The following is a 12,457-nucleotide window of genomic DNA, read 5'->3' as shown; positions in this document are numbered from 1 at the left end:
TTATCAATTTTATGGCACGATCTATGCTTTGAGAAATAATTACTCATTAAAATAGGGGGGAAATCAATGAACATTAAAAAAATAGCAGTGCTTGGTAGTGGTACCATGGGTTCCGGTATTGCTCAAGTGGCGGCTCAGTCAGGCTATGAGGTTCTTTTAATCGATGTGGACCAAAAGTTTATTGACCGGGCCTTAGCCGGTATTAGTAAAGGTTTTCAAAAGGCCGTTGATAAAGGCAAAATGACCGCCGAAGACAAAGAGCAGGTATTTGGTCGCATTAAAGGTAGCATCTCTTATGAAGATTGTAAAGACGTGGATTTGGTTATTGAAGCTATCCTTGAAAACATGGATCTGAAAAAACAAGTTTATAAGCAACTGGATGAAAAGTGTCCCGACCATGCCATTTTAGCCAGCAACACCTCCTCTCTTTCCATTACTGAAATGGCGGCTGCCACCAAAAGATCTGACAAGGTTGTTGGTATGCACTTCTTTAATCCAGCCCAGGTAATGAAGCTAGTAGAGGTTATTCCTGGCTTAGATACCTCTGAAGAGACCATAGCCGCCATTACAGAAGTCGCTAAAAAAATGAATAAGGTACCGGTAAATGCTAAGGAGTCTCCAGGTTTTATTGTGAACCGTATTTTGGTTCCCATGATTAACGAGGCTGTTATTGCCTTAGGCGAAGGAATTGGCACCATTGAAGAAATTGATACAGCCATGAAGTTAGGTGCTGGTATGCCCATGGGACCACTGGCCCTGGCTGATATGGTGGGAATCGATATCGTGCTAGCCGTGGCCGAGGTTTTCTATAAGGAATTTGCCGACAGTAAATATCGTCCAGCCTTGTTGTTAAAGCAGATGGTTAGAGCCGGGCATTTGGGTGTTAAAACCGGAAGGGGCTTCTACAGTTACCAGAAATAGATGGGGGTGAAACAATGGATTACAAAAACTTACTATACAGCAAGGAAGAGAACATTGCCATCATTACTTTGAACAGACCCAAGGTGCTTAATGCTCTAAACCAGGAGATTATCTCCGAGCTGCACAATCTTTTTGATCAGCTGGCTGGGGACGAGGAAGTAAAGGTTGTCATTCTTACCGGTGGCGAAAAGGTTTTTGCTGCTGGGGCCGATATTCCTTTCATGCTGGGACTAACTCCCAAACAGGCCGAAGAATTAGCAACTTCATTCCACGCAGCCTTTGACCGTATTGAATCTTTGAATAAACCCGTCATTGCGGCCATAGCTGGTTTTGCCCTGGGTGGTGGCTGCGAGTTGTCCATGGCCTGCGATTTGAGAATTGCCACTGAAGATGCTAAGTTTGGACAACCCGAGATCAATCTGGGCGTTATTCCCGGTGCCGGAGGAACCCAGCGACTGTCTCGGTTAGTTGGAGTATCTCGGTCAAAGGAACTAATTTATACCGGAAAGATCATTGATGCTCCCACTGCGCTTTCGTACGGTTTAATTAACGAAATTGTTAAGGCCGAAGATTTACTAGCCAAGGCAAAAAAATTAGCCAAAGGTTTAGCCTCAAAACCCCCTGTGGCCCTAGGTGCTGCCAAAAGAGCCATTAATTATGGTGTAGAGGTTGATAAGAATACCGGCAATTGCTTTGAGAGACAGTGTTTTGCCTTACTATTCTCCACCCAAGATCAAAAAGAGGGTATGAATGCCTTTTTAGAAAAACGTAAAGCGGAATTTAAAGGAAATTAACACTTACGAGGAGGTAAAAGGTTTGAGAAATGTTGTTATTGTTGGGGCCGCCAGGACACCCATAGGAGATTACCTGGGTTCCCTCAAAGATATTTCAGCTGTTGACTTAGGCGTTACAGCCGTAACTGGTGCCTTAAATAAAGCAGGCTTAAAGCCAGAACAGGTAAATGAAGTATTAATAGGTATGTGTATGCAGGGTGCTGCTAAGGGTAACCCGGCCCGCCAAGTGCAGCTTAATTCCAAAATACCCGTTGAAGCTCCGGCAGCCACCATTAACCAGCAGTGTGGTTCTGCCATGCGGGCCACAGAAATCGCAGCCCAACAAATCATGTTAGGCAAAGAGGATGTCATAGTGGCCGGTGGTATTGAGTCCATGTCCAAAGCACCCTACTATCTGCTTAATGTTCGGGAAGGACTTCGGATGGGTGACGGCAAGGTTTATGATGCTCTTACCTATGACGGCCTTAATGATGCATTTTATGGCTATCATATGGGAATTACCACTGAAAACCTGGTAGAAAAGTATAATATTTCTCGCCAAGAACAGGATGAACTAGCTATTTTAAGTCATCAACGGTCCACGGCAGCCATCCAAGCAGGTAAATTTAAAGAAGAAATCATCCCCGTGGAGATTAAGACCAGAAAAGGAACTAAAATTGTAGATACCGACGAGCATCCCCGTTCCGATATATCTATAGAAAAACTCGCCAGTTTGAAAGCGGTCTTTAAAAAAGATGGTACAGTTACAGCGGGTAACGCCTCCGGTATTAACGACGGTGCAGCTGCACTTGTTTTAATGGCTGAAGACAAAGCGAAGGAACTGGGCATTAAACCACTGGCCCGAATTTTGAATACCGCTTCCTTTGGCGTAGACCCATCCATCATGGGTATCGGACCCGTATACGCCATACCCAAAGCATTAAACTTTGTTAATCTTAAATTGTCAGACATTGATCTTTTCGAATTAAATGAAGCCTTTGCCGGACAGTTTTTGGCTTGTAATCGCGAACTGAAAATTCCCATGGATAAGGTCAATATCAACGGTTCAGGTATTTCCTTAGGCCACCCGGTGGGTGCCACCGGTGTCAGAATCATTGTTAGTCTTATCTATGAAATGAAGCGTCAGGGATCCCGGTTAGGTGTAGCGTCTTTATGCTGCGGTGGTGGCCCAGGTATTGCTGCAGTAATTGAAAACATTGATTAAAAATATAAGGAGGCTTGTATTATGAATTTCTTATTAACTGAAGAACAAGAAACCATGAGACAAATGGCTCGTAAATTTGCAGAGCAGGAAATTGCCCCTGTGGCCCTGGAATATGATGAAAAGAATGAATTTCACGCCGAGTTAATTCCTAAATTGTTTGAAACAGGACTTCTAACTGTAGGTGTGCCAGAAGAATACGGTGGCCCTGGTATTGATACCGTTGGTCAAGCAGTGGTTATGGAAGAGTTGGCCCGGGGTTGTGCAGCTGTTGCCACAACCGTTGCAGCATCTTGCCTTTTGGCTGCTGACCCGGTGGTAATTGCCGCCAATCACGAACAAAAACAACGCTTCTTTAACGTACTCAATGAAGGAAAACTAGCTGCCTTTTGTCTGACCGAACCTGGAGCTGGTTCCGATGTTGCAGCTCTTAAAACCACTGCAAAACTAGAAGGCGACGAGTATGTCATCAACGGTTCCAAATGCTTTATCACCAACGGAGGTGTAGCGGATATTTTCACAGTCTGCGCTTCTGTGGATCGCAGCAAAGGACACAAGGGTCTATGCTTCTTCATAGTTGAAAAGGATCGTCCCGGCGTTTCAGTAGGTAAGAAGGAAAACAAACTTGGTATTCGTTCCTCCAGTACCACCGATGTAATTTTTGAAGATGTACGCATCCCCAAAGAAAATCTACTGGGTAAAGAGGGTGACGGCTTTAAAATTGCTATGAAAGCCCTAGATATGTCCCGTCCGATGGTTGCCGCTCTGGCAGTGGGTGTCGCCCAGGCCGCCATGGAATATGCAACCAATTATGCTAAAGAAAGAATGGCCTTTGGCAAACCCATTGCTGCTCTGCAAGGCATCCAGTTCATGCTGGCAGACATGGCTATGCAAATTGAAGCAGCCCGTCTTTTGGTTCATAAGGCCTGCTGGCTTAAAGATGCTGGTTTACCGTACAGCGTACTATCTTCTCTGTCCAAGGGCTTTGCCGGCGATATGTGCATGAAGGTAACTACGGATGCCGTTCAAGTTTTAGGTGGATATGGTTATATCAAGGAATATCCCGTTGAGAAATACATGCGTGATGCTAAAATCATGCAAATTTATGAAGGCACCAGTCAAGTTCAACGGGTTGTTATTGCCGGCAATATGTTGAAATAGTTCTGTCTAATGAAAGGAGGAAAACCGGGTGGCAAATTTTTCTGATTTGTATAAGAGTAAGTTAACAACGCCCGACCAAGCAGTCAGCGTTGTTAAATCCGGGGATTGGGTGGATTACAATTCCTTTACAGGCCGCCCCATAGTGTTAGACAGAGCTTTGGCCAAAAGAAAAGATGAATTAAGCGATGTTAAAGTACGATCAACATGCACCATGTATGGGGTTCCAGAGATTGTAAAGGTTGATCCTACATCTCAACATTTCGTTTACAACAACTGGCACTTCGGCGGCCTTGACCGTAAATTAGCCGATCAGGGAAGCTGTTGGTACGCACCAGTACTTTATCGTGAAGTTATTAAATATTATGAAAAACATGTAGATGTGGATGTTGCTTTCTTACAAGTCTGCCCGATGGATAAAAATGGCCTCTTCAACTTGGGTATACAAGCTTCCCATGCCAGAGCCATCATTAACAAGGCTAAAATAGTCATTCTTGAGGTAAACCAAAATATGCCCCGGGCATTGGGTGGCTATAATGAAGTAGTTCATATTTCAGAAGTTGACTATGTGGTTGAAGGGGATAACCCACCTTTGCCACAAATTCCTGCAGCCGTTCCAACGGATGCTGATCGAAAAATTGCCCAATATGTTTTAGAGGAAATTGAAGATGGTTCTTGTATCCAGTTGGGTATTGGCGCTATGCCCAACGTGGTAGGAAAATTGTTAGCCGAATCGGATTTAAAAGACCTGGGCGCCCACACCGAAATGTTAGTGGATGCCTATGTGGATATGTATGAATCCGGCGTATTAACAGGTCGCAAGAAGAAAATTGACCAACATAAAATCGTTTATACCTTTGCTATGGGTACACAAAGATTATATGATTTTATTGACGACAACCCTATATGTGCCATCTACCCAGTAAATTATACTAATAATACTCGAATCATTGCCCAAAATGACAAGGTGATGTCTATTAACAACGCTGTGGAGATAGACTTATTTGGTCAGGTAAATTCTGAGACCTCAGGCATACGGCAAATCAGTGGTACAGGTGGTCAACTTGACTTTATAACCGGTGCTTATGAATCCCAGGGCGGCAAGAGTTTTATTTGTCTCACCTCAAACTATAAAGATAAAAGTGGCAAGGCTATTTCACGGATCAGACCTTTCCTAGGAAATGGCACTGTAGTAACAGCCCCCAGAACATCGGTTGAATATGTCATTACCGAATACGGTAAGGCTATTATGAAAGCCAAGTCTACCTGGGAACGGGCAGAAGCCCTTATTGGCATTGCCCATCCTGATTCTCGGGAGGAATTAATCAAAGCGGCGGAAGATATGGGTATCTGGCGAAGAAGCAATAAACTATAAAAAACACTATACAATAAAAAATCCCGTATCACTTAGCTAGTGACACGGGATTTTTTATGGTTCTCTTTGTTTTATCCAGTTCATTTACTTCTTAAGGAATGTAACAAAAATCCTGAAACAACATTCTCTGTTATTTCAGTAACTTTATTCTTCTTTAAACCATTTAATTTGTCGATATTTTTCTTGAAGTTCTTTAACTTTTTTACGGTTAACCAAGTAGCTTTGTTTGTTTGCTTTCTTCCATCCAGCCTTCCAAATGATGTTGCCGATGGGCTAATGTCCAAAAATGATTTTCTAAATCAGATTGTTTAATTTTTATTTTAGCTGGAGTATTCTCTGCTTCCAGTTTTCCTGTACTGCCGCAAATACAGCACTGGACTTCATCTGGACAGGTAAACCGAAAAGCCTTACTATAACAAGCAGGGCACTGAAAGTGTTCCACAGAACGTTTTTCCAAAGGACCAAGTTGGAATTGTCAAATTCAGTTTAGCCCCTAAACTCGTAATTTTAGAAAAATATACCACTATAATTACCCATCTGTTGCAATTCTAGTAACTTATTGCCATATTGACCAAATATTTACATTGTTTTAGCGTTCTCACCAAAATAATGTAATTGCAAAAAGAGAGAATTTACTACAGGAGGCCTGTTAAAAATAACAATATTGTTCTACTAATTCCCGACAAGGAGTTATTCATGAGAAACATAAAACTTATACTAACTTTCATTCTGCTAAATATTGTTATTTTTATTTCCGGCTGCCAAAACTCTCCCTTTAAAAAACCCTTGCAAGGAAATGAGATTATTTATCGTGACCAACAATACACCGTTTATTCTGAGGACAATCAAATAATCGTTGCGAAAGGGCTTAGAAAAAAGGTCTTTACAACGGCAGATACTTCGTTTTTAAATGCCGACAGAATTAAGAACAAACCAGCAGAAGCCCTCCCTCTAAAAGGAACTTATCTAAAGGACACCCTTCTGATAAGGGGTAAAATGAATAGTTATTTGTTAAATTTGCAACCCAATACAAAATTACTTGTATCCTATCCAAACCCCTACGATAAAAAAAAAATGATTATAATAAGCAAAAAAAACAACTTGCTTTATCTCTATGATCAAGGATACCTTGTAAAGATTTACCCAGTAGCCACAGGTAAGGAGAAACTTTTCACCCCTGAGGGTTCCTTTAAAATAGCAAACAAGCTCCCAATAAAGAATGCCGATGATCCAGAGAATCTATATGGCCCCCGTTGGATGGGGCTGGCAGTACCCGACGAAAAGGACAAACGAGCAAATAATGACAAAAGAGCTCCCGTTGGTCATAAGTACGGGATCCATGGCACCAATGAGCCAAACTCCATTGGGACCCATGCTTCAGGTGGTTGCATACGTTTAAATAACCATGACATACTAGAACTCTATGATATGGTACCTATTAACACCAAGGTGATTATTAAATAACCTCCCATCCCGGGAGGTTATTTAATAATCCTTTACCAAAAAGGCATATTTACTGTTACCGATAAAGCTTCGCAAAACATCCTTAGCGCAGAGAGCCCTTTGATCTTTATTTAGATGGTTTTTTATTTTGTTAAAAGTCCAGTTACGAATAGTCTCATCCTTTATTTCCTGTTCAATTAGGTGAAATGCTTGTATAAAGAAACTATGCCAGACTTTGTCCAACGAACGATCCCTTAGCCCATGTAATAGACCTTTTTCACTTCTTCTATATTCTAGATCCAACAGCAATCCCATGCTCTCCAGCAATTCATTAATGCGGCGAAGCACCTGTAACCTGCTGTCCTGGTCAAGAACACTTTCTTCTAACGCAGTGTAAATTATTTTCACAATATAGGTGAGTGATCTGCTTTTTGCCAATGCTTTAGGAAACCATATAAAAAAGTAGTGAAAGAGAAGAATTCCCGGAACAAACAAAGCAGCAACCAATGCGAAGTATAACGGTGTATTTCCTAATATTCTGGCAATTTCATAGACCGAAGCTAGGCTTAACAGCATCATTCCCCAATACTTAGTTTTGATTAAAATCACCCCGCTTACCTTTTTCTATAATACTATTTTATTTTTTTCGCCATTACGCTTATTATTTTAAACCATTTGTTAACCTTTGCCAATACTCTGATAAAAGCTTAGTTTAAACCCATACATATAAAAATGGGTTTCACCCTAAAAGGTAAAGCCCATTTTCTTTAACTTAAAATAGTTTTAATAAAGCGCCAAGCGGAGATTCTTAACATCTTCGTTGGCCAAGTACTCATCATAGGTCATCTGTCTATCAATGAGACCCTTGGGTGTTATTTCAATAATCCGATTTGCAATAGTTTGAATAAATTGATGGTCCTGGGATACAAATAAAATGGTTCCATCAAATTTCATCAATCCGTTATTAAGGGCAGTAATGGATTCTAGATCCAGGTGGTTGGTTGGTTCATCAAAAAGTAAGACATTGGCACCACTTAGCATCATTCTAGATAGCATGCAGCGTACCTTTTCTCCCCCGGAAAGTACCTTTGAACTTTTTTGTGTTTCCTCACCAGAAAAGAGCATTCTTCCCAGAAACCCCCTTACATAGGATTCCTCTTGGTCTCTGGAATACTGACGCAACCAATCCACCAAGTTTAAGTCTACATTAAAGTAGTCCGAGTTGTCTTTCGGAAAATAGGCCTGGGAAGTAGAAACTCCCCATTTAAAACTATTTTCATCCTTTGCAGACAGTTCACCCATTAAAATTTTAAACAGGGTGGTTTTTGCCAGACCATCCGGTCCAACAAAGGCAATCTTGTCCCCTTTATTTACCGTAAAACTGATATCTTTTAAAATCACTTCTCCATTAGCTTCAAAAGTTAAATTTTGGACCTCCAGTAACTGCTTACCTGCTTCCCGATCCGGTTTAAACTCAATAAAAGGATATTTCCGGGAAGAGGGCTTAATATCTTCTAGGGTCAATTTATCCAGTTGTCTTTTCCTTGAAGTTGCTTGTTTAGCCTTTGAGGCATTGGAACTGAAACGTTCAATAAATCTTTGTAGTTCCTTTATCTTCTCTTCCTTTTTCTTGTTGGCATCTTTGGCCAATTGTAATGCCAGTTGGCTGGACTCTAACCAAAAGTCATAATTGCCCACATATAATTGGATATTGCCAAAGTCAATATCCGCGATATGGGTGCAAACTTTATTTAAAAAGTGGCGATCGTGGGATACCACGATAACGGTATTTTGGAAATTATATAGGAACTCTTCCAACCATGTGATTGCCTCAACATCCAGGTGGTTGGTAGGCTCGTCCAGTAATAGGATATCTGGGTTACCAAAGAGTGCCCTGGCCAGTAAAACCTTTAACTTTTCTACACCACCCAATTCTTTCATTTGTTTACTATGAAGTTCTTCACTAACACCAAGGCCGTTTAATAAGCGAGCCGCTTCGGACTCTGCTTCCCAGCCATTGAGTTCGGCAAAATCACACTCCAACTCAGAAGCTCTAATTCCATCTTGCTCAGAGAAATCAGCTTTAGCATAAAGTGCATCCTTTTCTTCCATGATGGCATAGAGTCTTTCGTGTCCCATAATAACAACTTTGAGAACTTCAAATTCATCAAACTCAAAGTGGTCCTGTTTTAAAACCGCTAATCGTTCACCCGGTGTAATAATAACCTCCCCGGCACTTGGTTCAATTTCACCTGCTAGAATTTTTAAAAAAGTGGATTTGCCTGCCCCGTTGGCGCCTATAAGGCCATAACAGTTGCCAGGTGTGAATTTTATATTGACATCCTCAAATAAGGCACGTTTTCCGAAACGTAGTGATAATCCATTTGTACTAAGCATCTACATACCATCTTTCATTATATATTCTGAGCCAACAAGCTTTAATTATACCACATTCCTTTATGAATGTATAAAGCTTCCCCTATAAACAAATACTAGCCCGGGAAAAATATCTCTGGATATCTCCCGGGCTTTATCCCGCTTAATATATATTTTCTCTGGGATTTGACCAGTTTAAGCTTTACTAAAATACTTTTATTATTGGTATAATCCTACCTGTCAAGCAATTTGTCAATTTTTAGCACCGGGGACCAATGTAAATAGGGCATTTTACCTTTTTCGTCAAGGAGTTTAGGTTAAACCTGAGACCTGCCGCCGCAGCTGGTGCTGTTGCATGGGGATTTGGTAAAACCATAAGAGCTGTTTCTCTCTCAACCGTCAGCTTTGTGATAAGACTCTCCGTTTTGCCGACTCTTACCTCAGTTTGTATCTGTAGTCCCTTTTCCTTAGCTTTTTCCATCGCTGCCGTTAAAATTTCCTCTGAATGTTTATTAAGGTCATTTTCCAACCAACGAAGAAATCCAATGCGGGTTGTAGAACCGCTCATCCACTCATCCCCTAGTAAATTCCCCCAACCTTCATCCAGGATGAAAACTGCCCTAAAAGGTAACTTTAGAGTCAAAGCCATCTCCATTGCTATATTACCGGCAAGGTCCGCTGAAGTTGAACCATCTGTAATAAATAGAATTTGACCACCGCTCATTGGGAACCCTCTTTCAATGTCTGATGATAATCACCATAACCATATATGTCTAACTAAGAATTATTATATCAAGGATTTTCTATTATGTCCTTTATGCCCGGCTTTTCACTCTTCTAGCTATATTTTATAAATCCTTGTATTTTTTAGAATAAGGCTGGCTAAAATTCTTTTAGAAGATATCTAAAATAAAGGGAGGTTTTTTTATGGAAAGGAAAAAGTCCAATGAGACGGACAATCGTATCCGTTTAACCACCACCGATGAACTTTCCCAGTTCCTTGAAAACCAAGGAGAACGCCAACTTGACTTTAAGGCAATTCCCATTTCCGGCACATCGGAAGAATTTCATTATAACGGACATGAAAAGTCAGTAACAAAGAAACAGGATCAAAATCTATTTGATAACGTAGAAGATTTTGTTTGCTATGCCTTCCAGTGTGATCCAGAAGGCTATTCCCATACTGAATATGTGGATATTGAAGTCTTACCAAACAAAAATACTTTATATAGAAGGTGATTTTTATGCCCCAGATTATCATAAGAGGTATTGAACCTAAAAAAATTATGCCCATCAGCAATGATTTAATCTCCAACTTAGAAAAAATCATCGGCTGTCCTCGGGAAGATTTAACCCTGGAATGTATCCCTTCCATCTTTGTTAAAGATGGTTCCATTGATGCAGGATATCCCTTTGTGGAGATCGGCTGGTTCGACCGGGGCCAATCCGTTCAAGATCTTGTAGCAAAGGAAATAACCAACCAAATTCAGCGGGCTGGTTTTGAAAGTGTTGATATTATGTTTACTACCTTCACAAAAAACAAATATTACGAAAATGGGCAGCATTTTGGCTAATCAATATACACACCTATTATTTTTTGCCTTTTAGTTCCTACCACAACCATATTAGCATAAACTGCGGGTGATCTTTCAATATTAGCTCCTAGAGATATGTACTCAAAACTCCCTGGCCCGGTGTACCGCATCGGGCTATAACACCCCTCCATTGTCCGCAAAAAAAACAAGTTCTTATAAATAACCACAGAATTTCTAATCCCTAAATATATCCTACTATGTAAAAAGAAGCTTTTTGTAAAAAATAAAGGTAACAGAATTGTTTCTCCTGTAGCTTTAGGTTAAAATAATTAAGAATTGTCTAGAAGTATTTTTAGGGTGGTATTATGTTATACATTGCAGTTGGTCTTGGCGGCATGGTTGGAGCCCTTGCCAGATACATGCTGGGTCTAGTCATTACAAATTTTGCTTTTTCCACTTTTCCCTATGGCACTCTTTTTGTAAACTTAACTGGCAGCTACTTTCTTAGTTTTGTTGCCTATGGCAGTCTATTGAAATGGAAATTGTCCAAAAATTACTTAATTGCCATTAACACAGGCATGATTGGCTCCTTTACAACCTTCTCTGCCTTTTCACTGGAAATTATGTCGTTAGCTACTGACTTTAGTCTTATTCTTACATTCATATATATTTTTCTCAGTCTTTCTTTAGGCTTACTTTTTTCCTGGATAGGAATCCGTTCTGCAGTAAAATTATTTAATAAACAATCGCTGACAAATCGTTAAGGGGTTCATAATGAAAGCTATTTTTTTAGTGGCTGCTGGTGGTTTCCTTGGGGCCATTGGCAGATTCTATCTCTCAAACCGTATCCAATCCAAACAAAACACCGACTTTCCCATTGGCACCTTTACGGTAAACCTATTAGGTTCTTTGCTTCTGGGACTGCTGGCGGGCCAATCCGTTGACCCATCCCTTTATCTACTGGTGGGAACCGGATTTTTGGGCGCTTTTACAACCTTTTCTACCTTTGAATTAGAAGCGGTGGAGCTTTTACGAAAGAACAAAGTAAAGCTTTCACTTTTCTACCTACTGGGAAGTGTTATGCTGGGTGTACTGTGTGCTTTTCTTGGCTACTCCCTTTCAAAGTCTTACTCATTCTTGTTGTTTATTTCTTCTTAACCTTTTAAGATTCTTCATGCCCCGGGTTATCTCCATTACATTTACTTCCTCTGCGTTAAAGTCCTGGGTGATGCTTTCCAAGGCTTCCCAGGGATCCACATGTTCACCACAGGTAAAGATATCCACTGCTGCATAGGCTAATTCCGGCCAAGTATGAATGGTTAAATGGGATTCTGATATTACAACTACCCCACTGACTCCCTGGGGCTCAAATCGGTGAAACACAACCTCCCGAATTTCAGCATTTGCCTTTCTGGCAGCTCCCACCATTATTTCCTGCACAACCTTAATATTATTTAATTTATTAGGATCACATTCCCAGATTTCAGCCATCAATTGCACGCCAAGGGGTTGCCCCAAAACACTCATTTCCTTATCTCCTTTTCTAATTTATTATGGTTAGTTTGTCTGATAAACAAAAAAATATTTAATAGAAAGATTGCTACCCCAACATCGTTAAGACTGTTTCTACTACTTCGAAACTCGCTAACTCTGG

At 40.7% G+C, this 12,457-nt stretch carries 15 protein-coding genes; 10 read left to right on the top strand and 5 right to left on the bottom strand.

What is annotated here, in order from left to right; translation table 11 throughout:
* Nucleotides 1-66: 66 nt before the first annotated feature.
* From DRED_RS08035 to DRED_RS08015, 5 genes are read left to right on the top strand one after another with little or no spacing between them, the layout of a single operon-like run.
* A complete protein-coding gene (locus tag DRED_RS08035; RefSeq protein ID WP_011877839.1) occupies nt 67-921 on the top strand; it encodes a 3-hydroxyacyl-CoA dehydrogenase family protein in 855 nt (284 codons plus the stop codon).
* Between the two features lie 14 nt (nt 922-935).
* Complete coding sequence (locus tag DRED_RS08030) at nt 936-1,715, top strand: enoyl-CoA hydratase-related protein (RefSeq protein WP_011877838.1); 780 nt, start codon at nt 936-938, stop codon at nt 1,713-1,715.
* Nucleotides 1,716-1,737: 22 nt separating this feature from the next.
* Nucleotides 1,738-2,919, top strand: a complete 1,182-nt coding sequence (locus DRED_RS08025; RefSeq protein ID WP_011877837.1) for a thiolase family protein — start codon at nt 1,738-1,740, stop codon at nt 2,917-2,919.
* Between the two features lie 21 nt (nt 2,920-2,940).
* A complete protein-coding gene (locus DRED_RS08020) occupies nt 2,941-4,077 on the top strand; it encodes an acyl-CoA dehydrogenase family protein (RefSeq protein ID WP_011877836.1) in 1,137 nt (378 codons plus the stop codon).
* A 28-nt stretch (nt 4,078-4,105) separates the two neighbouring features.
* On the top strand, nt 4,106-5,449 hold the full coding sequence (locus DRED_RS08015) for an acetyl-CoA hydrolase/transferase family protein (protein WP_011877835.1): 1,344 nt from the start codon (nt 4,106-4,108) through the stop codon (nt 5,447-5,449).
* A 208-nt stretch (nt 5,450-5,657) separates the two neighbouring features.
* On the opposite strand, the gene DRED_RS08010 is transcribed toward DRED_RS08015, so the two are convergent.
* On the bottom strand, nt 5,658-5,906 hold the full coding sequence (locus DRED_RS08010) for a hypothetical protein (RefSeq protein ID WP_011877834.1): 249 nt from the start codon (nt 5,904-5,906) through the stop codon (nt 5,658-5,660).
* Between the two features lie 239 nt (nt 5,907-6,145).
* On the opposite strand from DRED_RS08010, the gene DRED_RS19300 reads away from it, so the two are divergent.
* Complete coding sequence (locus DRED_RS19300; protein WP_011877833.1) at nt 6,146-6,913, top strand: L,D-transpeptidase; 768 nt, start codon at nt 6,146-6,148, stop codon at nt 6,911-6,913.
* 21 nt (nt 6,914-6,934) lie between these two features.
* Here the strand turns inward: DRED_RS19300 and DRED_RS08000 are convergent, their stop codons facing one another.
* The 3 genes from DRED_RS08000 to DRED_RS07990 all read right to left on the bottom strand — a co-directional run bounded on the left by DRED_RS08000 (nt 6,935) and on the right by DRED_RS07990 (nt 9,992).
* Entirely contained in the window at nt 6,935-7,471 is a 537-nt protein-coding gene (locus tag DRED_RS08000) for a hypothetical protein (RefSeq protein ID WP_156779621.1), read from the bottom strand.
* Nucleotides 7,472-7,675: 204 nt separating this feature from the next.
* Nucleotides 7,676-9,289, bottom strand: a complete 1,614-nt coding sequence (locus tag DRED_RS07995) for an ABC-F family ATP-binding cassette domain-containing protein (RefSeq protein ID WP_011877831.1) — start codon at nt 9,287-9,289, stop codon at nt 7,676-7,678.
* Between the two features lie 238 nt (nt 9,290-9,527).
* Nucleotides 9,528-9,992: a universal stress protein gene (locus DRED_RS07990; protein WP_011877830.1), complete on the bottom strand. Its 465-nt coding sequence runs from the start codon at nt 9,990-9,992 to the stop codon at nt 9,528-9,530.
* Nucleotides 9,993-10,195: 203 nt separating this feature from the next.
* Here DRED_RS07990 and DRED_RS07985 point away from each other — a divergent pair, with 203 nt between their 5' ends.
* The 4 genes from DRED_RS07985 to crcB all read left to right on the top strand — a co-directional run bounded on the left by DRED_RS07985 (nt 10,196) and on the right by crcB (nt 11,961).
* Nucleotides 10,196-10,507, top strand: a complete 312-nt coding sequence (locus DRED_RS07985) for a hypothetical protein (RefSeq protein WP_011877829.1) — start codon at nt 10,196-10,198, stop codon at nt 10,505-10,507.
* A gap of 5 nt (nt 10,508-10,512) precedes the next feature.
* The gene (locus tag DRED_RS07980; protein WP_011877828.1) at nt 10,513-10,842 is read left to right on the top strand and encodes a DUF1904 domain-containing protein; all 330 of its coding nucleotides are present in this window, start codon (nt 10,513-10,515) and stop codon (nt 10,840-10,842) included.
* Nucleotides 10,843-11,168: 326 nt separating this feature from the next.
* Nucleotides 11,169-11,567 (top strand): fluoride efflux transporter FluC, encoded by a 399-nt coding sequence (locus tag DRED_RS07975; RefSeq protein ID WP_011877827.1) that lies wholly within the window; start codon nt 11,169-11,171, stop codon nt 11,565-11,567.
* Nucleotides 11,568-11,577: 10 nt separating this feature from the next.
* Nucleotides 11,578-11,961 carry a fluoride efflux transporter CrcB gene (gene crcB, locus DRED_RS07970; protein WP_011877826.1) on the top strand — a complete coding sequence of 128 codons (384 nt, stop codon included), beginning with the start codon at nt 11,578-11,580 and terminating at the stop codon, nt 11,959-11,961.
* Here the strand turns inward: crcB and speD are convergent.
* Complete coding sequence (gene speD, locus DRED_RS07965; protein ID WP_011877825.1) at nt 11,935-12,330, bottom strand: adenosylmethionine decarboxylase; 396 nt, start codon at nt 12,328-12,330, stop codon at nt 11,935-11,937. The genes crcB and speD overlap by 27 nt on opposite strands.
* Nucleotides 12,331-12,457 lie beyond the last annotated feature (127 nt).

This window comes from Desulforamulus reducens MI-1 (assembly GCF_000016165.1).
Taxonomy (GTDB): Bacteria; Bacillota; Desulfotomaculia; order Desulfotomaculales; family Desulfotomaculaceae; genus Desulfotomaculum; species Desulfotomaculum reducens.
The sequence above is the reverse complement of the archived record's forward strand: the minus strand, read 5'-3'. Positions and strand labels throughout refer to the sequence as shown.